Genomic DNA, 24,838 nt, shown 5'->3' on the forward strand with positions numbered 1-24,838 from the left:
CCTTCGGCAGCTTCTGGCCGGTCGCCGCGCGGCGCATAAGGCTTGCGTGGACCCTCGCGCTTTTCATAAGGCTTGCCTTCCGGAGGCGGCACTTTGCTGAACGGCCTGTCGCCGCCTTTGAAGTCGCGCTTCGGCCGTTCGCCTTCGGCCGCCGCCGGCCGGTCGCCGCGCGGAGCATAAGGTTTTTTGGCGCCGAAGGACGGCTTGCCGCCCTTGCCGTGAGCGCTATCGCGACCGCGCGGCCCCGCCGGTTTCGGGCCGGCCTTGCGCGGGAATTTCTTGTTTTTGTCGTCCATGTGGCCTTTGCTCGTTTGCGCGGGTAGTAACAGGATCGCGCTCTAGTGGCGAGGAGATAATCGGAATGGAAACCGCGTGAAGCGGCAGGATTTCATGGCGCTGGCGCTGAAAGAAGCCGAAGCCGCCGCCCTGCGTGGCGAAGTGCCGGTTGGCGCGGTCGTCGTCGGCGGCGATACAGTCGTTGCGAGTGCCGGCAACCGCACCCGCGAGTTCGCCGATCCCACCGCCCATGCCGAGATGCTGGCGATCCGCGAGGCCTGCCGCAAGCTTTCCAGCGAGCGGCTCAGCGGCCACGATCTCTATGTGACGCTGGAGCCGTGCGCCATGTGCGCCGGCGCCATCTCCTTCGCCAGGCTGCGCCGGCTCTATTTCGGCGCTGCCGACGAGAAGGGCGGCGCAGTGGTCAACGGCGTTCGCTTCTTCACGTCACCAACCTGCCACCATGTGCCCGACATCTATCCGGGCATGGCCGAGAACGCTGCAGCAGCGCTGCTGAAAGACTTTTTTCGCGAGCGACGCGGACCCTGATTTTCTGGTCCGGCAGACGGTCCAAATCCAAGTCAACCAATCCAGGCCAGAAAGTCTCTGGCGCCGTCAGGCTACCAAGGCAGCCAGTCGAACATGCCGCCACTCTTGCTCTTGGCGGCCGCCTCCTTCTTGAGGCGTCGTTCCTTCTTGTACTCGTCCTCGCCGAGGTCGCCCTGCGGCGCGGTGGCGGCGGCAGCGCGGTATTGCACCGGCGGCTCGCTCAGATATCTGCGGGTGGTCGGGTCGCCCTGTTTGCCTTCAGCCCGGCGGCGCATGATTTCCGCGGCGCGGCCCTTGTCCGAATCGGCCGGAGTCCAGGCGGGCGGGTGGCTCGAGCCCGACTGTTTCAGCGCGGCCTTGACCGACGCCGGATCCGTCTGCACGTCATCGATGACCTGCGCCTGGTAGGCCGGGTCGTCCTGATGCAGGGTGGCATCGGCGCGCAGGCGGGCACGGCGCTGCTCCGGCGATTCGGGCCATTCGGCGCTTGCCGTCTCGATGCTTTCCTGCGGCGCCGGCAAGACTTCCTTCTGCCCCGGCCCTGGCTTCACCAGCGTGGGGCGCGGCTTGTAGTCGATACTATCCTTGCGCTTGGGTGCGAAGGAAAAAGCCCCGGTGAGGTCGCCAGCAAGCTGTGCGCCCGCGGTCTTGTCGGTCCCGTAAGTGGGCGAGCCCATGCAGCCGGACAAGGCGAGGCCCGATACGACAAGCGCCAGCAGCGCAACGCGCGCGTAAGTTCTCTCGGTCATGCCAAAAAGTCCCACTGTAGACAGCCTCTCGATTGCCGCCGGCCAAAGAAAGGTCCGGTCCCCATCGCCTATGCTCTTCCGACGGAATTCCGGCGACAATTTGTCGTCCGGAGTTTCGCGTGTTTACCTCAACCACTCGTTAAGGGCAACGCGCGGGGGCCGATCGGCCGCCCGCCGTGGCATTTGTGCACCGCCTTAAAGGCGGCTCACAGCTTTCAGCTCATGCAGGACTGCGGCGTCACGGGCCGAGACGTCCGGGAATTCCGGATCTGAGCCGACATCGGCGGTGTAGCGCCAGGAGCGCGCGCATTTCACCAGGCCGCGGTCCTCCGCCTTCTCGACGACCACGGCGACGCCCTTGACGTCGTCGAGGGTAAAGCTGCCCGCCGGCGCTTTGCCGTGCACGATAACCAGATCGCTGGTGATCGCCATCTCGGCCATGTCGACATCGGCGATCGCCGCTTCGAGCGCGGCATCGTCGAGGGTGACGACCGGCACCGCTTCCAGCGAAGAGCCGATGACCTTCTGCGCGCGGGCAATTTCCAGCGCGCCGGTGACGACACGGCGAACCTGCCGAACCTTGCGCCATTTCTCCGCCAGCGCCTCGTTCTTCCAGTCCGCCGGGATTTCCGGGAACTGGTCGAGATGCAGGGAGACCGCAACCGGATGACGGTCGAGCCAAGCCTCCTCCATGGTGAAGGGCAGCATCGGCGCCAGCCATTTCACCAAGCAGTCGAAGAGATGACGTACCACCTGCACGGAAGCCTTGCGCTTCACGCTGGAAGGCGCTTCGCAGTAGAGCGCATCCTTGCGGATGTCGAAATAGAAGGCCGACAGCTCGACCACCATGAAGTCGAGCAGCGCGCGGGTGATGCGCTTGAATTCGAAGGCGTCGTACCCCGAGCGTACGACTTCATCGAGCTCGGCGAGCCGGTGCAGCATCAGCCGCTCCAGTTCAGGCATCTTGTCCAGTGGCACCTCCTCGCCGTCATCATGGGCGAGTGTGCCCAACATCCAGCGGATGGTGTTGCGCAGCTTGCGGTAGGCGTCGATGTTGGTCTGCAGCACGTTCTTGCCGAGCCGCTGGTCTTCCCAATAATCGGTCGTCACCACCCAGAGCCGCAAGATGTCGGCGCCGGACTGCTTGATGACGTCCTGCGGCACGACGGTGTTGCCGAGCGACTTCGACATTTTCCGCCCCTCCTCATCCATGGTGAAGCCATGGGTGACGACGGTGTCGTAGGGCGCCCTGCCCCTGGTGCCGCAGCTTTCGAGCAGCGAGGAGTGGAACCAGCCGCGATGCTGATCGGAGCCTTCGAGATAGACGTCGGCCGGCCACTTCAGGTCGGGCCGGTCCTCAAGCGTGAAGGCATGCGTCGAGCCTGAATCGAACCAGACGTCGAGGATGTCCATGACCTGCTGCCATTTCGAGGCATCGTGATTGCCGAGGAAACGCTCCTTGGCGCCGGCGGCGAACCAGGCGTCGGCGCCTTCCTTCTCAAAGGCGTCCATGATGCGCTGGTTGACCGCCTCGTCGCGCAGCACATTGCCGCCGGCATCGGCAAAGACGGCGATCGGCACGCCCCAGGCGCGCTGGCGCGACAGCACCCAGTCGGGGCGCTCCTCGATCATGGCGCGGATGCGGTTCTGGCCGGCGGCGGGCACGAAGCGGGTATCGTCGATGGCTTTCAGCGCGCGGCTGCGCAGCGTCGTGCCGTCGCCAAGCTCCTTGTCCATATAGACGAACCATTGGGGCGTGTTGCGGAAGATGATCGGCTTCTTCGAGCGCCAGGAATGCGGATAGGAGTGCTTCAGGCGGCCGCGCGCGAACAGCGCGTTGCGCTTGATCAGCTCGTCGATGACAGCCTGGTTGGCGTTGCCCTTCTTGCCATTGTCGTCGATGACGCGCGCCGCTCCACCCTCGCGGTCCGGGCCAAAGCCCGGCGCGTCCTTGGTGAAGAAGCCGGCATCGTCGACCGTGAAGGGGATCGCAGTGTCGATGCCGCGCTGGCGAAGATCAGAGGCTGCATCCATCCAAGCGTCAAAGTCTTCGCGGCCGTGTCCCGGCGCGGTGTGGACGAAACCGGTTCCGGCATCGTCGGTGACATGATCGCCGGCGAGCATCGGCACGGGAAAATCGTAGCCGCCACCCAGACTTTTGAGGGGATGCGAAAGCGTAAGGTTTTCAAGCTCTTCGGCGCCAACGTTGCGAAGCCGATTCAGAGTGACCTTGGCTTTCGCGGCAGCGTCGTCCGCAAGCTTCTCGGCAAAGATCAGCTTTTCGCCGGGCTGAGGACCAAAGGCGTTCTCGGCCGCCGTAACCTCGTAGAGACCATAGTTGATGCGCGGCGAGTAATTGACGGCGCGGTTGCCGGGGATTGTCCACGGCGTCGTCGTCCAGATGACGACGTTGGCATCAAGCAGATCGAGCGACGTCTGCGTCAGCTTCGGATCCAAAGCTGGCTGCCCATCCTCGATGTTGATAACCTGGCGAGCGAGGCTGACGACCGGAAACTTCGCCCAGATCGTGTCCGACTCATAGTCCTGGTATTCGACCTCCGCCTCGGCCAGCGCGGTGCGCTCGACGACGCTCCACATCACCGGCTTGGAGCCGCGATAGAGCTGGCCGGACATGGCGAATTTCAGCAGCTCGCCGGCGATGCGCGCCTCGGCATGGAAAGCCATTGTCGTATAGGGATTGTCGAAGTCGCCGACGACACCGAGCCGCTGGAATTCGGAACCCTGCACCTTGATCCAGTGCGCCGCAAACTCGCGGCACTCCTGCCGGAATTCGTTGACCGGCACCTCGTCCTTGTTCTTGCCCTTGGCGCGGTACTGCTCCTCGATCTTCCATTCGATCGGCAGGCCGTGGCAATCCCAACCGGGTACATAGTTCGAATCATAGCCGCGCATCTGGAACGAGCGGGTGATGACGTCCTTGAGGATCTTGTTCAGCGCATGGCCGATATGGATGTTGCCGTTCGCATAGGGCGGGCCGTCGTGCAGTACGTATTTTTCGCGGCCGGCTGCGTCTTCGCGCAACTTGCGATAAAGGTCCATGTCCTGCCAGCGCTTGACCAGCAGCGGTTCCTTTTCCGGCAAACCGGCGCGCATCGGGAAATCCGTCTGCGGCAGGTAGAGCGTTTTGGAATAGTCGATCGTCTCGGCGGTCTCGGTATCAGTCATTCGTCTGCCATATGCGTTGCCCGGCGGCAAAAGAGCCCGGGCGTTGAACTATCATGATCTGGAAAAAGCGCGAGAGGCCGCGCGCAAGATTCCCGGCGGCTCCGGCGGCGGTCAGGCCGCCCGGAACACCGGGCCTGTAATTCGTATCGCAGTCGCGAGAAGACGCGAAAAGCTCGTCATGGCTGGGCTTTTAACCGAGACAGGCGATGTTGAAAAGCCCGAACTCTGATACTTCCTTGTGCTATGTGCCAATTGCGCGTACATTTGAAGGCAAATGGCCTGCAGTGCCAAGGAGACGTTCATGTCGGTCGCAGCAAGGGCAATTCGCGCAACACACGACTTTTCCGTCCCTACGGACAAGATCGATCATCTGCGCAGTCTGGGTTTCAGTAGCGAAGAACTCTATCGTATCGTTGCCCCCCGCCGCACGCTGGCGCGTCGCAAGGAACATGCCGAGCCGCTTTCGCCAGCTGAATCCGACCGCGCCCTGCGCCTAGAACGCATCGCCGAGCAGGCGGATCGGGTATTCGGCAGCCGTGAGAAAGCCCAGCGTTGGCTGAGAAGCGAGATCATAGCATTGGATGGTGCAAGGCCGATCGATCTCATCGAGACAGAGACCGGCGCCCACGTCGTTTCCGAAGAGCTTATCCGCATCGACTTTGGCATGCTTGCCTGACGATGCGCATCTGGCGCATCTCCAATTTCGCGGATCTCTCGGGTCGTGGCGGAACGCTCGTTGATGGAAGATGGAATAGGCGCGGGATGCCCATCGTCTATTGCACCGACCACCCTTCCACGGCACTGCTGGAGATACTGGTGCATGCGACGCGCGAAACCGTTCCGGAAACCTACCAGCTTATCGAAATCGACGTTCCGGACGGAATAGAAATGACCGAACCGGTTATCCATGACGGCTGGGACAAGGACATGGAATCGACACGGCGACAGGGCACGGACTTTCTCTCGGCCAATCGTTACGCGGTCATGAAAATTCCTTCGATCATAATGCGCAAAGCAAACAACTATCTGCTCAACCCGACCCATGACGATGCGGCACGCATTACGATTGCGGGCCTATACCGTTATCCGTTCGACAGCCGTTTGATCAAATGAGCCGACGCCTACCCGCTCACATCGAGAAATCGAAGCGATAGGTCGTCGACACGCCGATCATGAACTGATCCCTGGAGCCGCGCTCCTTGACCAGGCTGGAATCGGCGGCCGGGCCCATCAGGCGGGAATATTCGCCGAACAGACTGGCCGTCATCGGCTCGGTCACCTTCCAGGTCACCGCGCCGCCCAGGCCCGCCGATTTCACCCCGCCGCCTGGATGATATTCGCTGAGCCCCGAGGCCAGGGACTCCTTGGCATCAACGCCGTAATAGGCGTCGAAATAGTCCGATGAGGCGAACGAAACGCGCGGCCCGCCCGAAATCCTGACGTCGGGCGTCACATCGTAAAAGGCGTCGGCGGCGATGTCGGCGACAAAGCCGTTGTGGGCGCGAATGCCGTGCCGCAATTCGGCGCGGGCACGCAGCCAATCCAAAGGATAGAATTCGAAGAAGCCGCCGGCCTCGCCGCCCCAGCGCACCGGGTCGAGACCCTTCAATTCGTCGGCGTCACCACCGTCGCGGGAAAACAGGAACTTGCCTGTCAGGCCGGCGCGGACGCCGCCATCGTCGATCAATGCCAATGAGATATTGTCGTTGCGCGAGGTGAAGCGCGCCGCGGGACCAGCCTTTCCGAGCGAGATGATCGGCGAGGCACTGAGCAGGTACTTCTTGCCGCCCTCGAAATTCGGGGCAACCATGCCGGTGGCGCCGACCGTCAGGTACCAGTCTCCGGACAGCCAGCCGAAGGTGCCCTCGCCGGCCTTGGCAACGCCGCAGGTGCCGAGCATGAATGCGGCCAAGACCGTCGGGATCGTCGGGACAGACCGCATCGTTACTCCATACGTCGAAGGCGTTGGCCGATACAACCAGCCTTGACTGAAGCCATGGCGCCAGTTCGGTAAAATTTGACTTAATATCCGTAGCATTGACGGCGTTGGCCGAACTGTTCCGCATTGCAGCCAATTGTGTGCCGCACCAAGATGCCAGACTTCCGGAATGCGCCAGCAGCGACTGTCATCTCCAGCCTGAAATGTCTCGGCTGCTGTTGGCGTTTCGCAATAGCCGTATGAACCCTAGCTGCTCAGCCAGGGGTTACAAACATTCGCGGACAAACATGCCGGCGCTGTGAAGAGCGCGCCGACCGGCACTCAACCCCGCGTTCCAAACCGGCCAAGCGTGAATCATATGCGGCCAAATTTCGAGACGTACTTTGACGTCAGCCGCGCCAGCGGCTTCGGCAAGCCGAGTTGCGTCCGACAACAGCGTCTCGGCCGAACCGACCTGTATCAGCATTGGAGGAAATCCGCTCAGATCGGCGAACAAAGGCGAGATCAGCGGATCGCGCCGACCAACGCCATTGGGAACATAGGCGGTTGCCAGTTCCTCCAAATACGCCCGGTGGATAATAGGGTCGATTGCGTCCTTGGTTGATAGTGTCGCGCCGGACATCGAAAGGTCCGTCCAGGGCGAAACCAGCCAAAGACACCGCGGCAGCCGCTCGCCTGCGGCGCGCAATATACTGACCAGGCACAAGGTGAGGTTGCCGCCCGCACTGTCTCCGCCAACCACGATGCGGTCCGGCGCGATGCCTTGCCGCCTTAGAAAGCGCCATGCCGCGAGTGCGTCTTCATGTTGCGCGGGGAAAGGATGTTCCGGTGCGCGTCGATAGTCGAGCGCGAGGGTGCGCATTCCCATTGCCCGACCTGCCTCGGTCACCATTCGACGATGACTTTTAAGAGAGCCGGAGCAGTAGCCACCACCTTGGAAAAAGAGCAGAACCCTATCCCTGTCACTCCCAGGCGCCAGGGACCACTCGCCCGCGAGGCCATCGAAATCCACATGCTCGCATCGGATGTCCTCCGCAATCGGCCAGACCGAACCGACTTCGTCGAGCCGCGCCCGGCGTTCGTCCCAGCGGACCGTTCGTGGTTTTGACGTCAACAGCCTGCGGACCGCGCTGATCTCTATCAGATCGAGGTGTTCGTCCACATCGCTCATTTTGCTCCCCTAGCCTCATCAAGCGTAGAAAACGGCATACAGCAGCAGCCACACGTCATCGATAAAGGGCCAATGCCAACGCTGGGAATTTTTCGTTACACTTGCGCCATGGCGAATACACGGGACGACGGGTCGCCCGTAAACCCGCTTGTCATCTTTTAGCACTGGCCCACCCCCGCACATGATCGAATATTCCATCTGGTATTTGGCCGCTTCGGGTCAAAAGCGGAGGTCTGGCAAGCGGATCGCTCGGGAGTGTGGCGCTCACAGCCTGCTCGCTGGACGGGCAAGGCGATCGGCGCTATTTTCCGGAACAAAGAAGCTAGGCAACCTTGCGGGAGAAGGGCAATGACCGTGCACAGCGATGCCATGAAAGACGCCATCGGCCAGACGCGGGCGAAGTGGGGATGGTTCGTCGCGCTCGGGGTGCTGCTGCTTGTCTTCGGCGGCATCGCCTTCGGCAATCTGTTCATCGCAACCGTCGCCTCCGTCTTTGTCGTGGGCTGGCTGATGCTGATGGCCGGCGTTGTCGAAATCATTCATGCCTTCGGCGTGAAGACATGGGGCCGCTTCTTCTATTGGCTGCTCAGCGGTCTCCTCTACGCCGTCGCCGGCTTCTTCGCCTTCGACAATCCGGTCCTCGCCTCGACGGTGCTGACCTTCCTCCTGGCGGTCGCGCTGCTTGCCTCAGGCGTGCTCAGGGCTTGGGTCGGCTACAGCCACCGGCCGCAGCCGGGCTGGGGCTGGGTGGTCGCAGCCGGCATCATCAGCGCACTGGCGGGACTGGTCATCGCCATGGGCTGGCCGGTCAACAGCGTGTGGGTGCTGGGCCTGTTCCTGGCCGTCGACCTGATCTTCCAGGGCTGGACCTTCATCGCCCTTGGCCTGGCGCTGAAGAGATAATTTCTGGTTTGAGCATGATTTATCGGAAAACCGGTTCCCACTTTTTGCTTCGCTGACCTTCAGTTCGGGACCATGCTCTAAAAAGCTATGGCCGCGTCGAGCCCGGAAAGCGGCCTGACGCCGGCGAGCAATGCCTTCGCCTCAGCCTCGTCGCGCTTCATCTGGGCGACCAGCGCGTCAAGCCCGTCGAACTTCACCTCCGAACGCAGGTAGCCGAAAAAGGACACGGCACAAATCTCGCCGTAGAGGTCGCCGGAAAAGTCGAAGACGAAGGTCTCCAGCAGCGGCGCGCCATTGTCATCGACGGTCGGCCGGCGGCCGAAGCTGGCGACGCCATCATGAAGCGAACCGTCGGCGCGGCGGAAGCGGACGGCATAAATCCCTTCCTTAAGGGTGGCTTCCGGCGAAAGCCTCATGTTTGCGGTCGGAAAGCCGAGCGTCCGGCCGAGCTGCTGGCCGCCGATCACCTCCGCCTCGACGGTGAAACGGTAGCCGAGCAGGCCGGCGGCCTCGGCCACATTGCCCTCGCACAGCAGCGTGCGTATGCGGCTCGACGACACCACCTCGGCGCTTTCGTCGCGAAACGCATCGACCAGCGTGACGCCAAAGCCGTGGCGCTCGCCGGCAGCCATCAGATAGGCCGGGCCGCCTTGGCGGTCCTTGCCGAAATGGAAATCGAAGCCGGTGACGGCGTGGCTTATGCCGAGGTTGCGCTCGAGCACGCCGGTGACGAAAGCCTCCGCCGACAAGGAGGCGAACTCGCGTGTGAACGGCTGCTCGACCAGCGCCGCAAAGCCCAGATGCGACAACAGCCGCGCCTTCATCGGCGGCGGCGTCAGCACGAACAGCGGCATGTCCGGCCTGAACACCTTTCGCGGATGCGGCACGAAGGTCAGCACCAGGGCAGGTACGCCGCGACGCTCCGCTTCGGCGTGCGCGCGTTCGAGCACCGCCTGGTGGCCGCGGTGGACGCCGTCGAAATTGCCGATCGCCACCACGCCGCCGCGCAGATGGGCCGGCAGCGGTGCGGTTGCGGAAATGCGTTCGAACATTGCCGTCATGGCTTAACCTATTGCAGCCTGGGAATCACCGCGACCGGCCTGTAGCCGTATTTTTCCAGAAAGGCCGCGAGCCTGGCCGGATCCGGCTGCAGCGTCTCACCGTAATCGCGGGCGTGGATGCCGCCCGATACGTAGAGCACGTCGAAGCCATTGTCGGCCGCACCCTTGATGTCGGTCATCATGCCGTCACCGATGGCCAGAACTTGCGAACGCTCGACCGGGCGACCGAGAGTGAGGGCGACCTCCTTCATGGCGACGTCATAGACCGGCGCGTAGGGTTTGCCGGCAATCAGCGTGCGTCCGCCAAGCTGTGCGTATTCGCGGGCCAAAGCGCCTGCGCACCAGATCATGCGTTCGCCGCGCTCGACGACGATGTCGGGATTGGCGCAGATGAAGGGCAGGTTCCTGGCACGCAGCCGCCGCAGAAGATCGGCATAATCTTCCGGCTTCTCCACCTCGTCATCGAACAGGCCGGTGCAGACCACGCCGGATGCTTCGAACTCCTCGACGAGTTCGACGTCCAGGCCCTCATAGAGCGTGAAATCCCGATCGGCGCCTATATGGAAGATCTTTCGCGGCCCTTCGGCGATCAGGTCGCGGGTAACGTCGCCGGACGTCACGACACGGTCGTAGGCGGCGGGAGGAACGCCGATGGCGTTCATCTGCGCCACCACATCGGCGCTGCGACGCGGCGAATTGGTGATCAGCACGACAGGTATTTTCGCCGCGCGAGCAGCGATCAGCGCGGCAGCCGCCGCGGGGAAATGCCATTCGCCATTGTGCACCACGCCCCAGACGTCGCACAGGATGGCTGCATAGGCTCCCGACAGGTCTGCGAGCGAACCGATGATGTCGGGGGAATCCGCCATGCCGTTGTCCCTGTATCATGATGGTTGCAAGGGCCGCGACCGACGGTCCGCCGCGACCGGTTGGGATTAACCGAAGCGCTTCACCCTGTCACCAGCTTTCGTTGTGTCCGCAAGATTGTCGCACGGGACACATCGTCGGCTGAAGGCGATGGGATTGGCGACTAAGGCAGGGGACCCAGCGCGCTGGCTCAAAGGCTCCTGCCCTCATGCCCTTGCGGGTGATGGAAGCGTGTGGTGAGTGTCCTCATCCGGAGATGCGCTCTTGCCTGAACCCGCCAACCACCTTGCCTTCGCGCTGGTCTGCCTCGGCATGGTGCTGACGCCCGGCCCGAACATGATCTATCTGATCTCGCGCTCGCTGTCGCAAGGGCCGAAGGCCGGGCTGATCTCGCTTGGCGGAGTGGCGCTCGGTTTTTTGTTTTACGTGCTGTCGGCGGCGTTCGGCATCACCGCGCTGCTGCTCGCCGTGCCCTTTGCCTATGACGTGCTGCGCCTTGCCGGCGCGCTCTATTTGCTGTGGCTCGCCTGGCAAGCGGTGAAGCCCGGCGGGCGCTCGCCCTTCCAGATCCGCGAACTGCCGAAAGACAGACCGCGCAAGCTGTTCGCCATGGGACTGATGACCAACCTGCTCAACCCGAAGGTGGCAGTGCTCTATCTGTCGCTGCTGCCGCAATTCATCAGCCCCGGCAAGGGCCACGTGCTGTCGCAGCTTCTGGTGCTCGGTGCCACGCAGGTCGCGATCAGCCTGACCGTCAACGCCATCATCGCTGTGACGGCCGGCTCGATCGCCGTGTTCCTCGCCGGGCGGCCGCTATGGATGGTGATCCAGCGCTGGATGATGGGCACGGTGCTGACCGCGCTGGCCGTCAAGATGGGAACCGACGCGCAACGCTGATCGGTCCTACATCGGCCGCCTGACCTGCTGTGCCCGCTCCGGTTCGACCACCCTGCGGTAAAGATGCCAGGTCGCGTGGCCAAGGATGGGCATGACGACGGCAAGCCCGGCAAATAGCGGGATCGAGCCGATGACCAGGAGCACGGCGACCATCAGGCCCCACAGCGCCATCTGCAGCGGGTTTGTCATAACTGCGCGCGCCGACGTCTCGACTGCCGAGACCGCGCCGACGTCACGATCGAGCAACAGCGGAAAGGCGACGACAGTCGTCGCCAGCACGATCGCGGCGAAGGCGAACCCAGCCGCGTTGCCGAGCAGGATCAGCGTCCAGCCCTTGCTGGTCGTCAGCACCTCGCGAATAAAGCCGACGATAGAGGCCGGAGGCTGATTGCCGTACAGGCTGGTGTAGATCGATTGCGCGGTGAACAGCCAGAGCAGGAACAATACCACCAGCATGATACCGATGACCGCAATCGCGGGCAGCGCCGGGGAGTGGCGCACGTCGAGCGCATGCCACCAGGATGTATCCATGCCGAACTCGCGCCGGCGGCTGATTTCGTAAAGGCCGATAGCGGCGAACGGACCGACCAAAGCGAAGCCGGACATCAGCGGATAGATGAGCTGGATGGCGTTCGAGCCCGACGTCCACTGCGTCAGGATCAGGCCGACCACCGGATAGATCAGGCACAGGAACACGTAGTGCGACGGCTTGGCCCAGAAATCCTCTACGCCGAGACGGAGCGCATCGAGCAGATCCTCGGTGCTGATGCGGCGCACCGTGGGCTGTACATGCATTCCACCTGCGTCCGCCATGACATGAAAGCCGGCCATAACCTTTCTCCCGTGTGTCGGAGCGGTCACCGCCAGGATGGCCGCCCGCAGCTGGCACTTCAAGAACAGCGATATGATAGCCGATCTCGGCACGCTTGTCGTCACCGCCCGACGCCGGGGCGCCGAGCGGCTGAACGAACAGATTAGGCCGCGAAGCGATCGGTCACCTCGGCCAGCGGCACGTGACCGAGGCAAGCGCCGGACCCGGCGGGCTTTTCGCCAGCCTCGACAGCGAGCGCGTATCGCACGGCCGGATCGGCTTCGATGCGGCGGCGTAACGCCGCCAGCTTGGGATAAGCGGTGCCGTCGACCGCCTGGTGGAACTCCGCCCAGCGCGCCACGCCGATCAACGTGGTGTCGGCAAGCGTCAGCCGGCCGCCGACCAGAAAGTCCGTGTCGAGGATCATCGCCTCAAGCTGATCATGGCGGTTGGTAACGACCGTGCGGCCAAAGTCACGCAAGGTTGCCAGCAGCGCCGGATCGGCCGACTCCATTTCATATGCAGCCCAGAGCGGGGTGAAGGCGGCGGTGAAACCGGTGTTCACGAAAGCTGTCAACTGATGCATCCGGTCGGCTTCCGGCGAGCGGGGCTCGAAGCTGATACGGCGTTGCGTATCGCGGGCTTCGAGCCAGGCAGCGATCGCCATGGTCTCGGTGAGCACCCTGCCTTCGTCGGTGATCAACACCGGTGTTTCCTGGCGGCCGTTGATGCTGGCATAGGCATCGTTCTTCATTTCAGTGAGCATATCGACGCGACACAGGCGGTAGGGTTGTCCGACGCGTTCAAATGCAGCGACAAGCCCCATCGAACTTCCCAGCGGGAAGCCGTAAAGGAGAATAGGTTCCATTTCTTTGTCTCTTCCATGATTTAGGGATTACGCTGCGCAGCGAAACTTGACCCTAAACGCTGGTCGCCCCATGTAAATTACGCACTATTCTGTAACCAGGTCCCCGTCATGAAAGACGTCGTCTCACGCTGCCCGATCGAAGAGACCATGCGTGTGCTCAGCGGCCGCTGGCCCACCTTGCTGCTCTACTATCTCAAGGACGGGACCAAGCGCTTCAGCGATTTGAGGCGTGACAACCCAACCGTGTCGCACCGCATTCTGGCGCTCGAACTGCGCAAGCTGGAGGAAGCCGGGATTGTGCGGCGAACGGCGCATACCGGCTATCCGCTACGCGTGGATTACGACCTCACGGAGCCCGGCCTCAAGCTTGTGCCGCTTATCGACGCCCTGAGCGACTGGTGGGCACATACCGAGCAAGATCGGGCCGGCCGGGCTACGTCGACGCCCGAAACGAATCTAGACACAGCCGCCTAGCCGATTGTGAAAATCTGACGCTTGCCACCCGAGGCTGGACAGCCGCTTTGGGTCGGATCCGGGCCGAATACCGAAACGCACCGGCAGCGCCAGAAGCTTCATTGCCGAGCAGATACGCTAACGTCGCATTTTGGGCACGCAAGCGGACTGGCCGCTTTCAGGTCCTTGGATCATCGAGCCGGCCTCAGTTCGGATCTGCCGACGTTGCTTTCGACCGGTCCTGTGACCACCGCGGCTTCCACCGGATCGCCAGAAAAGCGAGGCAAGCGAAGGAAGGCAGCGTCAAGTTCGAGCCAGAGATTAAGAAGAACAGAGCCATCGCCGCATAGGCGTCTGCCTGCGTGGGTATGGACGGATTTACTCATGCGCAATATGAATTATGAATGGAGATGAGGCCTGCCGTGGCGCTCACATTTTCGCCGAGTCGCTACGGCAGGTGACGCTCGTTCAATGACGCTGCGCAGGGCGGGTTTGGCCTTCTGGTCCAACGCCGCCGGCAGAAGTTTCGATATCAGGGGATCTGGTCAATGACCGACAACAAGCCAGACGTTACCAAGGATTGGCAAGCGACGCAGGGCCAGAAGTCCTCCGCCACGCGTCTTCGCCTTTTCGCCGCACTCTCGTGGGTCGTCGCCATTGGTGGCGAGATCTACGGAATTATGCTGCTTCGCCAGAACAAGTTCGACCAGGGACACCTGCCGCTGATCATCGGCCTTCTGGTCGGCATCGCGATTTTCGCAATCGCCGGCAACTTGCTGTGGAAGGCGGCCAACAGGCACGATCCGGCCCGCGCATCCGACGCGGCCAGGTTCTTCTTCCAAAACCAGCTCGGCGCAATCATCACGCTGATTGCCTTCCTCCCACTGGTTTTCCTGATCCTCACCGACAAAAACATGGATCCGCGGACCAAGAAGATTGCCGGCGGCGTCGGCGCTGCGCTGGCTGTGCTCGCGACGGTTACGGGGATCAGTTTCAAACCCCCGTCGGTCGAACAGTACACTCAGGATATGAACGCGTGCGCAGCCCAGATCAAGTCGGGGCAGCCGACCACCGCCTGTTCGCCCGATGTCGCCGCTCAGGCGCAGGCGATCGCGACGGACACCGCCGCGGTGGCGGCGGCGACGCGGGACGCGAGTCACCCCGCCGGTCAGGATGTCGTTTACTGGATCGCGCCCGAAAACGGAGCCGCGAAGTCCGCCGAGCCGCATGTTTTCCACCTCTGCGCAGGCGTGAGTCCGCTGAAGGACAAGACCGTGAATAGTGGCTCCGTGACGGAGGCCTATGCACAGAACGCCATTCGCATCACGAAGCAGATCGATATGGAACAGAAGCAGTGCGGGTTCACCGCCACAACCAGCACCAACTGAACCCGCCTGCGCTCGCCCCCGCACTAGTGCCTTGGATCAGTGGGGCGCGTCAGCGGAGCTCGGCCCTTTTGTTGCGCTGCGGGTCGGCTTGCGCGAGATTCTAGTCCCCTGCCCGGCAAAAGCCATGATCACCGCTATGTCAGGCGGGCATGACCATCGCGAGAATCGAAAATGATGAAGGCAAAGCTGGCCTAAGCAGGCGCATGCTGCTCAGGGCCGCCGGCCTTGCCGCCCTTGCAGGGCTCAGCGCCTGCGCAACCGCCGTGCTGCCTACCGGTGAAGGCGCCGGGATCTCTGCCTCGGCCACCGGCACGCTGGCCGGCATCCGCGCTTCAGCCGGTCTCGCGCCGCTTCTCCCAGATCCTCAGCTCGAACGGGCAGCCCTGCAGCAGGCCGGCTATATGGCGCGCGGCGGCCGAATGAACCACACCACCGGCTGGGGCAAGGACTTTGCCTCGCGCGTCAAAGACAATGGCATTGCCGGCGCGGCCGCCGAAAACATCGCCGAAGGCCGCTTCGACCAACAGAAGCTGTTCGATATCTGGGTGCATTCGCCAGGCCACCGCCGCAACATGCTCGACCCGCGCTTCACCCGCTTCGGCCTCGCCTATGTGCGCGACGGCCGCGACAGCACGCTTCGCTACTGGTGCCTTGTGCTCGGCAGATAACTTCCGCCATTTGGTCGGCGGAAGCCTGCCGGGCGACCGATCCGTCAGTCTGTTCGGCCGCCGCCGAGCAATTCCTCGATGTCCTGCGCACAAACCGGCCTGCTGAAATGATAGCCCTGCATTTCGTCGCAATTGTTCCTGCGCAGGAAGGCCACCTGATCATCTGTCTCAACGCCCTCGGCAATGACCCTCAGGTTGAGATTTTGCCCCAATGAAATCACCGCGCTGGCCACAGCCTGGTCGTTCTCGTCGGCGGCGAGATCCTTGATGAAGGACTTGTCGATCTTCAGCCGCGCCACGGGAAAGGCCTTGAGTGCGCTGAGGCTGGAATAGCCTGTGCCGAAATCATCGATCGAGATCTGGACACCCAGGCTTTGCAGAGCGTTCATGGTCGCGAGGGCGAGCTCGATATCCTGCATGATAAGGCTCTCGGTCACCTCCAGCTCGAGATACCTGGCCTCCAGGCCGCTGTCCTTCAGCGCGCTGACGATGCGATCGATCAGGTTGCGTTCCCTGAATTGCCGCGCCGACACATTCACGCAAACGGTCAAGGGCGGCAGCCCGGCGTCTTGCCAGGCTTTGTTCTGCCGGCACGCCTCATGCAGAACCCAGTCGCCGATCGGTACGATCAGACCTGTCTCCTCGGCGGTCGGGATGAACATCGTCGGCATTATCGTGCCAAGCGTTGGATGGTTCCAGCGTATCAGCGCCTCGACCGCAAAAATCCGACCTGACCGAAGGTCCACTTGCGGTTGGTAGAGCAGAGTGAATTCCGAACGCGCCAAGGCGTTTCGCAACTCTTCCTGAAGCACGAATTTTTCATGCGCCCTGGTGTTGAACTCCGGAGCGTAAAACTGGAAATTATCGCGGCCGAACTCCTTGGCTCGATACATGGCCGCATCGGCATTTGCCAGCAGCGTATCGGGATCCGTCCCATCCTTGGGATAGTTGGCAATGCCGATGCTGGCCGTCGCCCGCACCAGATGCGCTCCGAGCTGAACCGGCTCGGCGAGTGCCGCCCGGAGCTTTTGCAAGGTCTCGGAGACGAGAGCGACGTTCGCCGGCTGATCGAAAAGCACGACGACGAATTCGTCGCCGCCCAGCCGCACGACGGTATCGGTCGCCCTGACGCAGTCGACCATGCGACTTGCGACGATCTTCAGAAGCTCGTCTCCGGCATTGTGGCCGAGCGTGTCGTTGACGAATTTGAAATTGTCCAGATCGATGAACACCACGGTCACCCAGCGATCGTATCGCTGGGCGTACAGGACCGCCTGCGAAAGCCGGTCCTCGAGCAAGGCGCGATTGGGAAGCCCGGTCAGCACGTCATGGTTGGCCATGAAGTGGATCCGGTCTTCGGCCTGTTTGCGTTCGATGGCGATCCCGGCGATGCGCGTCGTGAAATCGATCAAGCGGGTCTCGGCCTCGGTCGGTTCGCGCACCGTCATCGAATACATCGCAAAGACGCCAAGCACGACGCCCTGATGCGACAGGATCGGTGTCGACCAGCACGAACGCAAACCGTGCGGCCGCGCGAGTTCGCGATAATCCTGCCAAAGCGGATCGTGCATGATGTCAGCGACGATCACCGATTCGCGCCGATAGACTGCGGTTCCGCAAGACCCTGCCGTGGGACCGACCGCGGCGCCGTCGACGGCGTCGGTGTAGTCTCTCGCCAGGCTCGGCGCGGCGGCGTGGCGCAAATGGGTGCCATCCTTGTCGAGCAGCAAGACCGAACCGAATATCCCCGCCAGTTGGGATTCGACCAGACGCATGAGCTGCTCGAGCACGTCTTCGAGGGGAGCGCTCTTTGCGATCATCTCGAGGATATGCCCCTGCCCGTCGCGAAGGATTTCGGCCCGCTTGCGCGCAGTGATGTCGCGGGCAATGCCGACGAGGCCGAAAATGTTGTTTTGAACGTTGCGCAACGGCAGCTTCGTCGACAGGAACCATTTGCCGGTGCCTGACGCATCGACGACGAACTCCTCCTCGTCGATCATCGGTTGTCCGTCTCGCATCAGTTGCTGCTCGATGGAGCGAAATTTTTGCGCAAGATCCGGTGCGTGAAGGTCGAAGTCGCTCAGACCGATCATGTCGCTCGTGCTGTCCCGACCGCTGTCGGACGCAATGGCTCGGTTCGCGACGACGAAGCGGCTTTCGGTGTCCTTCACCCACATGTAGTCTGGCACCAGGTCGATCAGCGTCTGCAACGAGATACGCTCGTCGACGACCAGGCGGTTGGCGCTGAGCTCGCTGATGTCCTCGTGCGTGGCCACCCAGCCGCCGTCAGGCATCGGTTGATGGCAGACCTGAATTGTCCGGCCGTCGGCGAGCACGGCTGACCAGTTTCTCGAAGCCGTGCCGGAATTGACTGCCCGGGCCAACGGCAGATAGGCGTCCGCTTTCATCGGCGAGGTCCCGACAGCGACGCGACGTTCGACGATTTCGCGCAGAGCCAGGCCCGGCTGCAATTGCTCCGGCGAAAGGCGATAGATTTCCGCATAGCGGCGGTTGCAGAGGATCAGCCGTTCATCGGCGTCAAAAAAGCAGATGCCTTGCGAGATGTTCTCGATCGCGGTCTGGAACCGCAGTGCCTGGTCCTTAAGTGCCGCAATCGTGGCGCGAAGCTCGCGCTCGAGGGCCTCATATGAGGCAGTCGCCAGTTGTGCCAGAGTCGTCAAATTGGCGGATTCGGGCGCTTCGGCGGTTTGCCTGGATGATTTCGTGGCCAAACACAATTCCTCCCGCTGATGCTTGAGGCAAGCAAACGAGGCTCGCCTTCAACCTAAAAGCGAGTGCATATTGGTCCGGATATACTAATGGCAGGTGAACCTGGCTCAACGCCGACGCGACCGGCACAGGCAGGGGAAGCCGCAGGCCGGTCTCGGTTGCCGGAGCCGTGAGACTTAATCCATATGCGCGGCAGGTGCCCCACCGGCGGGCGGCGCAGCCTTTGGCTTGCGCAGCAGGAAAACAAACGGGACGGCAAGCAGCGTCATCATCATCAGCAGTTTGAAGTCATTGACGTAGGAGATCATCATCGCCTGGATATTGACCATGCGATCCATCAGCGACAGCGCCGTCGGATCGCCGCCCGCCGCTGCCGGCGATGCCGCCCAGAGGTTGGGATTGAACGGATTGACATAAGCCGAGAGCTCGGCGTGGTTGATCTGCGTGTTACGCACCAGCAGAACCGTCACCACCGATACCCCGATCGACGAGCCAAGATTGCGCACCAGGCTGAACAACGCCGTGGCATCGGTGCGGAAGCGTGCGTCGAGCGTGGCGAAAGCCACGGTGGACAGCGGCACGAACACCATTCCCATTCCAAGGCCCTGGATGACGCCGGAGCTGAGGATAAGCCAGTTGTCCATCTGCGGCGAAAAGCTCGACATCGTGTAGAGCGACTGCGCAGTCAGCAGGAAGCCGATGACGACGAGAATCCTGGCATCGATCCTGTGCATGATCCGCCCGACGAACAGCATCGCAATCATCGTGCCGACACCGCGCGGTCCCAGGACGATGCCGATGGTGAGTGTCGGATAGCCGAAGATGGTCGACAGCATGGGCGGCAGCAGCGACATGCTCGCCAAGATGAGCACGCCCATGACAAAGATGAACGCCAGCCCGGTGACGAAATTGCGATCGAGGAAAATCTTGGGGTCGATAAAGGGGTGCTCCGCCGTTAGCGTGTGAATGGTGAACACCCAGAAGCCGGTGATGGAAAGACCAAGCTCGATCCATATCTCGATCGAGGAAAACCAGTCGACCTCGCCGCCGCGATCGAGCATCAGCTGCAGCGCGCCGACACCGAGCGAGAGCATGGTGAAGCCGAAGAAATCGAAGCTGCGCACCCGCCGGGCGACGCTGGGAAGATATGCGGCCATGCCGAGGAAGGCGATGATGCCGACCGGCAGGTTGATGAAGAACACCCAGCGCCAGTTGAAATTCTCGGTCAGCCAGCCACCCAGCGTCGGGCCAAGGATCGGTCCCAGCATAATGCCGGCGCCCCAGATGGCCATTGCCTGGCCGTGGCGTTCCCTGGGGTTGATGTCGAGCAGGAAGGTCTGCGACAGAGGCACGATGGCCGCGCCGAACACGCCTTGCATCAGTCGGAAGAGAACGATGGTCTCCAGGCTCCAGGCGATGCCGCACAGCATGGAGAAGACCGTGAAGCCGACCACGGCCGTCAGGAACAGCTCCTTGCGGCCGAAGCGATCGGCCAGCCAGCCGGTCACCGGCGTCATGATCGCCGCGGCAACGATGTAGGAGGTCAGCACCCAGTTGATGTTGTCGGGGGAGGCGCCGAGATCGCCGGTCATGGTCGGTAGCGCAACGTTGGCGATCGTCGTGTCGAGCGCCTGCATGATCGTCGCCAGCATGAGCGCAACTGTGATCAGGCCGCGGTGCGGCACTTCGCGAAAGGGTTCTGGGCTGCTCATGACGTAAAACTTCCAGCAGGTAACAAAAACGTGTACATTAGGTTTCCGGACGGCGAGGCCCTCGCTGTAGAGAGACCCTCATCGCGGTGGGACGCGAGCATCGATGTGGGGGTTACATCGACTGAGCGTCTCGACAAAGCGTGCGCCTGCCGCCCGGAAACCTGAGGACCGAAGATCCTGCGCGGCGTTGTCTGCTCAGGCAGGCTACAGCGCAGCCCGACCACGCATTCAACTTTTCCTGCGCCTCCCTCGGACCAATCCTGTCACCTGCATCCATCTCGCTGTTTGCTATGCGGCCGCTGTTAGGCCTCCTTACTTGGCCTCGCCTGCCGTGGCGCGGCGGAAAATGCTCGGCAGCCCGCGGGAAACGCCGGTGTCCACCGTGACGGTCGCGCTCATGCCGGTGCGCAGCGCCATCTTGGCGTCGGCATCGGCCAATTCCAGGCGGACCGGAATGCGCTGCGTGACCTTGACCCAGTTGCCGGTGGCGTTCTGCGCGGGCAGCAGCGAGAACTCGGCCCCGGTGCCGGCGCCGATCGCCTTGACGGTGGCTTCGAACGTCTTGCCCGGATAGGTGTCGACCACGATTTCGGCCTTCTGGCCCGGCTTCATGTTGGTGAGCTGGGTTTCCTTGAAATTGGCGTCGACCCAGGTGTCGCCGGTCTCGACCAGCGAAAACAGCGGCGGGCCCGAACCGACATACTGGCCGACCTTGAACGAAGCGGCCTGGCTGACGATGCCGTCGGCAGGCGCCTTGACCGTGGTCTGGACCAGATCGTAGGCCGCCTTGTCGCGTGCGGCGAGCGCCGCCATTACCGTTGGATGCTTGTCGGTCTCGATGTCGGGATTGCCGCCAAGTGCCGCCTTGGCGCTGACGATCCCTTGCTGGGCCACGGCCAGTTGCTGCTTGGCCTTGTCGAGGTCGTTCTTGGCCTCGTCCAGCGACGACTTGGCGTTGATGCCCTTGTGGGCAAGGTCGGCGGCGCGGTCATATTGCGACTGCGCGTACTGGACCTGGCTTTCGTCGGACTTCTCCTGCGCCAGCGCTTGGCTATAGGCCGCACGCAGCTGCTCGACATTGAGCCGCGCGCCCGCCACCGCCGCGTCGGCTTGGGCCAACGCGATCCGGCAGGGCTCGGGATCGATGGCGAACAACACGTCGCCCTGCTTGACAGACTGGTTGTCGAAAATGTCGACCTGAACGATGCGGCCCGCCGCATTGGCGGCTATCGACACCTTGGCCTGCTGCAGATTGGCGTTTTCGGTCTCCTGATAGCGGCCGCCGGTCACCCAGACATAGCTGCCGCCGGCGATCAACGCAGCGGGCAGCACAAACATCAAAAGGAAGCGGCCGGCACGACGCTTTTTCTTCGGCGCCACCGACGCCGGAGCTACCTGCGCAGCGACCGTTACCGGAGTTGCCGCCGGCTTCGCGGGAGCTTCCATCTCCAGCTTGGCCGCATTCTCATCTACTTTGGCTACCGCGTTCATCCTGCTGCGCCTTCCGTATTCTTCACTTTTTCCGAGGGCGGCGTGTCACCATCTGCAAGATTCTGCACCATTGTCTCCAGCGCCTTGACCAGGACGCGGCGATCTTCCGGCGAAACGCCAACGAGCGATTCTTCATAAACCTCGCCGGCAAGGCTCTTGACGTGGGCGTAGGCCGCGTTCGCCTTGGCGGTCGGGAAAATCATGCGCACCCGCCTGTCGGTTGCGTCCGGACGGCGCTCGATCCAGCCGCCCTCCTCCATGCGATCGACAAGACGCGAGACGCTGATCGGCTCGATTTCGAGAAGCTCGGCAAGCCGCGCCTGCGCGACACCCGCCTCCTTGGCGACACGGACCAGAAGCCGCCATTGCGCCGAAGAAAGGCCAAAACCGCTGGCGCGCGCCTCGAAGCGCTTGCGCATCAGGCGCTGCACGTCGTGGATCAAAAAGCCCAATCTATCGATGCCATCGGAAACCATGAGCGACATATATAATAAGCGTGCTCATAATTCAAGGAGCCGGATTATGCCAGAAGCCGGTAAGTGTGCATGGCAGTCAGTGCAGGGCGATCGTGGTTAGCAATTTGTCACCCCGGACGCTTGTGACGAGTATGCAGAAGATCGGCGTTCAGATGCTCAGACTATCGATCTCATCCAGGCGGAAAAGGCTTCGATATGCGCTTGTCGGGGGTGATTGGCTACGCTGGCAAGGTAAAAGCCATAGCCTGGCAGAGAGAGATCATGCGCCTTGACCAGCCTGCCAGCTTCGAGTTCGCCACTGACGACCACATCGCTGCAGATAGCGATACCTTGGCCTGCCGCGACCGCGTCGATCGCGTGCAGCTCTTCGCGGAAACTTAAGTCCCATGCCTGGTTGGCATTGGGGATGCTGGGATCGATCGAGCGTGCGATCGCCAGCCATCGCTGCCAAGTCGGCGCTTCCGGGTCGCGGTTCGTCCAATTGAAATGGATGAGCGGGTATTGCAGCAGATCGGCGGCGCGCTCGATCTGTCGGTCGCCTCCTGCGAACAGCTCCGGGCTGCATACCGGAAAGAATGCGTCCCGAAAAATTTCCTGCGCGGGAACATCCCGCGGCATCCTGCGCGCATAGCGGATCGCGACGTCGGCGTCACCGGCTCGCAGGTCCAGAACGGCGTCTGTCCCGATGATCTCCAGTGGAATGTTCGGATGCAGTTCGCGCCACTTCGACAGGCGCGGAACCAGCCATCGGCTGGCAAATGCATTTGGGCTCGTCACGCATAACGGGCGTTGGCCAACACCGGCCGAGGCTGATGCTATAGCCGTAGCGAAAGCGTCGAAGCCGCTGCAAATTACCGGGAATAGCCGTTCGCCCACGGCTGTGAGCACGAGCGGTCGTGGGCGCCGCCGGAACAGAAGTTGCCCACAGACCTCCTCCAGCAATCGAATCTGGTGGCTGATGGCCGTTGGCGTCACTCCGAGTTCCGTCGCGGCCTTCCTGAAGCTCATCAGCCTGGCAGCGGCTTCGAAGGCGCGAAGCGACCCGAGCGGCGGAAGTTTTCTCATCCAGGCAGTTTAGATGAATTTAGCTCATCCAGCGACTGAGATATTCGATTTTGCAGCGAATGGCGCCGCATGAGATCATTCTGATCCGACACACGTCGGTGAACGAAAGCGGCCTGTCCAACCGTGCCGGATCACGAAGGGTATCCCTCGATGAGCATGTTCAAGCTTATAGACGGTTCCGAGCCGACGTTGCAGGCGCCAGATATTGCCCGGCTCAGGCAGGCGATTCGCGGCGATCTGATCCTTCCGGACGAGCCTGGCTATAACCTGGCGCGCAGAGTTTGGAATGGGATGGTCGATAAGAGGCCGGCGGCTGTCTTCTATTGCGCCGAATCCAGCGATGTCGTCACGGCCGTCAACTTCGCCCGGTCGCAAGGCTTCCTCGTCGCCGTCCGCGGCGGTGGCCATAACGTCGCCGGCAGTTCGGTATGCGACGGCGGCGTGGTGATCGATGTGTCACGCATGAAGCGGATCGAAGTCGACCCGATCCGCCGTGTTGCGCGCGCAGAAGCCGGCTTGAACCTGGGCGAGTTCGACGCAGCCACACAGGTCCATGGTCTTGCGACGACCATGGGTGTCAACGCGGATACCGGCATAGCCGGACTGACACTCGGCGGCGGGTTCGGCAAGCTTGGCCGCAAACATGGACTGAGCTGCGACAACCTTGTCGCTGTCGAAATCGTGACGGCGGACGGCCGGTTGCTCACGGCAAACGCGGCCGAAAATGCAGATTTGTTCTGGGGCATTCGGGGCGGCGGCGGCAATTTCGGAATAGTCACGACTTTCGAATACAAGCTCCATCCCGTGGGTCCGCTCCTCATCGCGGGATCGATGCTATACCGCTACGAAGAGGCACGCGAAGCGATGCGGTTCTACCGTGCGTTCTCGAGCGGCGCCCCGGATGAGCTGCGCCTGGATGCCGCACTTGTCACGGCGCCCTCGGGCGAGCGCTTCTTCAGCATATCGGCGTGCTACATCGGCCCACTCGACGAAGGCCAAGAAATCATTCAACCTCTGAGAGAGTATGGCACGCCGGTTGAGCGCCGGATTGCTCCTGTCCCCTATCTTCAAATCCAGTCGGCCGGGGACAGCCTCTTTCCGCGCGGGCGGCGCTACTACTGGAAGGCGCAGTTCATGCGCGAAATCACAGATCAGGCGATCGATACCATGCTTGCGGCTTACATGACTGCACCCAGCGAATCGCTTCTGGTCCTGCAGCAGGTTGGCGGCGCCATCTCGCGAGTACCGATGGACGGAACGCCCTACGCCAACCGGGATGCACTTTACGATTGCTTCCCGATATCGATCTGGGACAATCCGTCTGACGACGAAACGCACGTCCGATGGGCGCGTGACCTGTGGGATGCAATGAGACCGTTCTCGACCGGCGGCGTCTATGCCAACAATCTCGGCGACGAGGGCACTGATCGGGTTCTGGCAGCTTACGGCGAGAATTATCCGAAGTTGGCCGCACTAAAAAACAAGTATGATCCTACCAATTTCTTTCGCTTGAACCAAAACATTAAGCCTACGACCTGAGCGACCGCCGCAGGCCGATGCCCGAAATTCTGCGCCCTG

General features: G+C 62.3%; 23 protein-coding genes and 1 pseudogene. 10 read left to right on the top strand and 14 right to left on the bottom strand.

The window, feature by feature from the left end; all coding sequences use genetic code 11:
* Positions 1 to 296, bottom strand: a pseudogene (locus E5W70_RS02670) (RNA pseudouridine synthase); the annotation flags it as partial.
* Positions 297 to 372: 76 nt separating this feature from the next.
* Between E5W70_RS02670 and E5W70_RS02675 the strand changes: the two are divergent.
* On the top strand, positions 373 to 825 hold the full coding sequence (locus tag E5W70_RS02675; RefSeq protein WP_292653914.1) for a nucleoside deaminase: 453 nt from the start codon (positions 373 to 375) through the stop codon (positions 823 to 825).
* 71 nt (positions 826 to 896) lie between these two features.
* Here E5W70_RS02675 and E5W70_RS02680 read toward each other — a convergent pair whose 3' ends face one another.
* Positions 897 to 1,574 carry a hypothetical protein gene (locus E5W70_RS02680; protein WP_292653915.1) on the bottom strand — a complete coding sequence of 226 codons (678 nt, stop codon included), beginning with the start codon at positions 1,572 to 1,574 and terminating at the stop codon, positions 897 to 899.
* A 195-nt stretch (positions 1,575 to 1,769) separates the two neighbouring features.
* Positions 1,770 to 4,760 (bottom strand): isoleucine--tRNA ligase, encoded by a 2,991-nt coding sequence (gene ileS / locus E5W70_RS02685; protein WP_292653916.1) that lies wholly within the window; start codon positions 4,758 to 4,760, stop codon positions 1,770 to 1,772.
* Between the two features lie 43 nt (positions 4,761 to 4,803).
* On the opposite strand from ileS, the gene E5W70_RS02690 reads away from it, so the two are divergent.
* The 3 genes from E5W70_RS02690 (at position 4,804) to E5W70_RS02700 (ending at position 5,873) form a co-directional block, all read left to right on the top strand.
* Positions 4,804 to 4,989: a hypothetical protein gene (locus E5W70_RS02690; protein WP_023717127.1), complete on the top strand. Its 186-nt coding sequence runs from the start codon at positions 4,804 to 4,806 to the stop codon at positions 4,987 to 4,989.
* A 72-nt stretch (positions 4,990 to 5,061) separates the two neighbouring features.
* On the top strand, positions 5,062 to 5,436 hold the full coding sequence (locus tag E5W70_RS02695; RefSeq protein WP_292653917.1) for an antitoxin Xre/MbcA/ParS toxin-binding domain-containing protein: 375 nt from the start codon (positions 5,062 to 5,064) through the stop codon (positions 5,434 to 5,436).
* 2 nt (positions 5,437 to 5,438) lie between these two features.
* Complete coding sequence (locus tag E5W70_RS02700) at positions 5,439 to 5,873, top strand: RES family NAD+ phosphorylase (protein WP_292653918.1); 435 nt, start codon at positions 5,439 to 5,441, stop codon at positions 5,871 to 5,873.
* A gap of 16 nt (positions 5,874 to 5,889) precedes the next feature.
* Here E5W70_RS02700 and E5W70_RS02705 read toward each other — a convergent pair whose 3' ends face one another.
* Together E5W70_RS02705 and E5W70_RS02710 are read right to left on the bottom strand one after the other, a co-directional pair.
* Complete coding sequence (locus E5W70_RS02705) at positions 5,890 to 6,702, bottom strand: MipA/OmpV family protein (protein WP_292653919.1); 813 nt, start codon at positions 6,700 to 6,702, stop codon at positions 5,890 to 5,892.
* A 262-nt stretch (positions 6,703 to 6,964) separates the two neighbouring features.
* Positions 6,965 to 7,870 carry an alpha/beta hydrolase gene (locus tag E5W70_RS02710; protein ID WP_292653920.1) on the bottom strand — a complete coding sequence of 302 codons (906 nt, stop codon included), beginning with the start codon at positions 7,868 to 7,870 and terminating at the stop codon, positions 6,965 to 6,967.
* A gap of 348 nt (positions 7,871 to 8,218) precedes the next feature.
* Between E5W70_RS02710 and E5W70_RS02715 the strand changes: the two genes are divergently transcribed.
* The gene (locus E5W70_RS02715) at positions 8,219 to 8,773 is read left to right on the top strand and encodes an HdeD family acid-resistance protein (RefSeq protein ID WP_292653921.1); all 555 of its coding nucleotides are present in this window, start codon (positions 8,219 to 8,221) and stop codon (positions 8,771 to 8,773) included.
* A gap of 77 nt (positions 8,774 to 8,850) precedes the next feature.
* Here E5W70_RS02715 and E5W70_RS02720 read toward each other — a convergent pair whose 3' ends face one another.
* Both E5W70_RS02720 and E5W70_RS02725 read right to left on the bottom strand, forming a co-directional pair.
* Complete coding sequence (locus E5W70_RS02720; RefSeq protein ID WP_292653922.1) at positions 8,851 to 9,834, bottom strand: bifunctional riboflavin kinase/FAD synthetase; 984 nt, start codon at positions 9,832 to 9,834, stop codon at positions 8,851 to 8,853.
* A gap of 8 nt (positions 9,835 to 9,842) precedes the next feature.
* Positions 9,843 to 10,703: a TIGR01459 family HAD-type hydrolase gene (locus tag E5W70_RS02725; RefSeq protein WP_292653923.1), complete on the bottom strand. Its 861-nt coding sequence runs from the start codon at positions 10,701 to 10,703 to the stop codon at positions 9,843 to 9,845.
* 262 nt (positions 10,704 to 10,965) lie between these two features.
* On the opposite strand from E5W70_RS02725, the gene E5W70_RS02730 reads away from it, so the two are divergent.
* Positions 10,966 to 11,598, top strand: coding sequence for a LysE family translocator (locus E5W70_RS02730; RefSeq protein WP_292653924.1), 633 nt, complete (start codon positions 10,966 to 10,968; stop codon positions 11,596 to 11,598).
* A gap of 6 nt (positions 11,599 to 11,604) precedes the next feature.
* On the opposite strand, the gene E5W70_RS02735 is transcribed toward E5W70_RS02730, so the two are convergent.
* Positions 11,605 to 12,429, bottom strand: a complete 825-nt coding sequence (locus tag E5W70_RS02735) for a DUF2189 domain-containing protein (RefSeq protein WP_292653925.1) — start codon at positions 12,427 to 12,429, stop codon at positions 11,605 to 11,607.
* Positions 12,430 to 12,572: 143 nt separating this feature from the next.
* A complete protein-coding gene (locus tag E5W70_RS02740; protein WP_292653926.1) occupies positions 12,573 to 13,277 on the bottom strand; it encodes a glutathione S-transferase family protein in 705 nt (234 codons plus the stop codon).
* A gap of 108 nt (positions 13,278 to 13,385) precedes the next feature.
* Between E5W70_RS02740 and E5W70_RS02745 the strand changes: the two genes are divergently transcribed.
* The 3 genes from E5W70_RS02745 to E5W70_RS02755 all read left to right on the top strand — a co-directional run bounded on the left by E5W70_RS02745 (position 13,386) and on the right by E5W70_RS02755 (position 15,786).
* The gene (locus tag E5W70_RS02745) at positions 13,386 to 13,751 is read left to right on the top strand and encodes a helix-turn-helix domain-containing protein (RefSeq protein WP_292653927.1); all 366 of its coding nucleotides are present in this window, start codon (positions 13,386 to 13,388) and stop codon (positions 13,749 to 13,751) included.
* A 527-nt stretch (positions 13,752 to 14,278) separates the two neighbouring features.
* Positions 14,279 to 15,118, top strand: a complete 840-nt coding sequence (locus E5W70_RS02750) for a hypothetical protein (protein WP_292653928.1) — start codon at positions 14,279 to 14,281, stop codon at positions 15,116 to 15,118.
* Between the two features lie 149 nt (positions 15,119 to 15,267).
* On the top strand, positions 15,268 to 15,786 hold the full coding sequence (locus E5W70_RS02755) for a CAP domain-containing protein (protein ID WP_292653929.1): 519 nt from the start codon (positions 15,268 to 15,270) through the stop codon (positions 15,784 to 15,786).
* A gap of 44 nt (positions 15,787 to 15,830) precedes the next feature.
* Here the strand turns inward: E5W70_RS02755 and E5W70_RS02760 are convergent, their stop codons facing one another.
* The 5 genes from E5W70_RS02760 to E5W70_RS02780 form a co-directional block, all read right to left on the bottom strand.
* The gene (locus E5W70_RS02760) at positions 15,831 to 18,518 is read right to left on the bottom strand and encodes an EAL domain-containing protein (protein WP_292653930.1); all 2,688 of its coding nucleotides are present in this window, start codon (positions 18,516 to 18,518) and stop codon (positions 15,831 to 15,833) included.
* A 174-nt stretch (positions 18,519 to 18,692) separates the two neighbouring features.
* The gene (locus E5W70_RS02765) at positions 18,693 to 20,228 is read right to left on the bottom strand and encodes a DHA2 family efflux MFS transporter permease subunit (RefSeq protein WP_292653931.1); all 1,536 of its coding nucleotides are present in this window, start codon (positions 20,226 to 20,228) and stop codon (positions 18,693 to 18,695) included.
* A gap of 312 nt (positions 20,229 to 20,540) precedes the next feature.
* Positions 20,541 to 21,719, bottom strand: a complete 1,179-nt coding sequence (locus E5W70_RS02770; protein ID WP_292653932.1) for an HlyD family secretion protein — start codon at positions 21,717 to 21,719, stop codon at positions 20,541 to 20,543.
* Positions 21,716 to 22,195 (bottom strand): MarR family winged helix-turn-helix transcriptional regulator, encoded by a 480-nt coding sequence (locus tag E5W70_RS02775; protein ID WP_292653963.1) that lies wholly within the window; start codon positions 22,193 to 22,195, stop codon positions 21,716 to 21,718. The genes E5W70_RS02770 and E5W70_RS02775 overlap by 4 nt, the downstream gene beginning before the upstream one ends.
* A 156-nt stretch (positions 22,196 to 22,351) precedes the next feature.
* Entirely contained in the window at positions 22,352 to 23,260 is a 909-nt protein-coding gene (locus E5W70_RS02780; RefSeq protein ID WP_292653933.1) for a LysR substrate-binding domain-containing protein, read from the bottom strand.
* Between the two features lie 150 nt (positions 23,261 to 23,410).
* On the opposite strand from E5W70_RS02780, the gene E5W70_RS02785 reads away from it, so the two are divergent.
* The gene (locus E5W70_RS02785; protein ID WP_292653934.1) at positions 23,411 to 24,799 is read left to right on the top strand and encodes an FAD-binding oxidoreductase; all 1,389 of its coding nucleotides are present in this window, start codon (positions 23,411 to 23,413) and stop codon (positions 24,797 to 24,799) included.
* The last annotated feature ends 39 nt before the right edge of the window (positions 24,800 to 24,838 follow it).

Source organism: Mesorhizobium sp. (assembly GCF_005063415.1).
GTDB lineage: Bacteria > Pseudomonadota > Alphaproteobacteria > Rhizobiales > Rhizobiaceae > Mesorhizobium.